Genomic DNA, 1,023 nt, shown 5'->3' with positions numbered 1-1,023 from the left:
ATGACATGGTTGCCATGAATCAGGAGAATAACGGGACAATTCTTACGTTTTTTACTCAACCCTAAATGCAGTATTCGTCCTTTATATCGAAGAGTGACTCGTCCATACGCGTCCACGCGATCATAGCGGACTCGATACGACACATGGTCGATATCGATACGTGCACTAGCTTTGTGTGTGTTCGTATATACACTCCACGGAGTCATCCCGTGCAAGGCACGATGAGAACGCTCACGGTTATACACGTGTGTAAACTCGTCTAACCATGTATTAAGCTGATCAATACTCGATGGGATACCACGCGCGTACACCCATTGTTTCAGGGTCTGCCACAACCTTTCAATCTTGCCTTGCGTTGTTGGATGATACGGCAATCCATTACGCTGCTGGACATGAAGATCCGTTAACAACATTTCAAACGCGTTGGGCTGATAGACGTGTCTACCACCAGAAAAACGAGCAGTATACACACAACCGTTATCGGTCAATGTTGCTTGAGGAACACCATAAATACTGACAGCTTGGGTAAAACTATCCACAACAATACGCCCCGTGATACGTTCGAAAGCACGTAAATACATGATGCACCGTGAATGATCGTCAATCCAACCGATAACCTCGCACTCTTTACCATCGCGAAGATGGATATGCGTAAAATCTGACTGCCATAACTCGTTGGGTAAATCAGCTTGAAAACGACGATACGAACACCGTGGCCGTTTTACTGGTTGGGGTTGAACCAATCCAGCTTTTTTCACGATACGCCATATCGTTGCCACGCTAGGAATGGTTTCATCAGGATACCTACGAACAAGCCAATCACGAATAGTGTGTGCCCCGTTATCCCATCCTTGCTCGTGTAACCATACACGCGTGGAACAAATCAGATCAACCATGCTGTCACTGGTTTTACTAGGCATGGTATGTGGTCGAGTTGACCTGGTTTTTACCGCGTTTAAACCATCCGAACGATAACGAGCAAGAAGTTTTCTGACCCATCTATCCGAAACATGAAACACGCTG

1 protein-coding gene is annotated in these 1,023 nt (G+C 46.0%); it reads right to left on the bottom strand.

Annotated features, from left to right (window positions below; all coding sequences use genetic code 11):
• Positions 1-896 (bottom strand): DDE-type integrase/transposase/recombinase (locus tag G531_RS25420; RefSeq protein WP_248648751.1); only part of this gene is annotated, 896 nt, incomplete at its 3' end.
• Positions 897-1,023: the final 127 nt, after the last annotated feature.

This window comes from Granulicoccus phenolivorans DSM 17626 = NBRC 107789 = JCM 15570 (genome assembly GCF_000423085.1).
Lineage (GTDB): Bacteria > Actinomycetota > Actinomycetes > Propionibacteriales > Propionibacteriaceae > Granulicoccus > Granulicoccus phenolivorans.
Note: the sequence above shows the minus strand (reverse complement) of the source record. Positions and strands in the feature narration are given on the sequence as shown.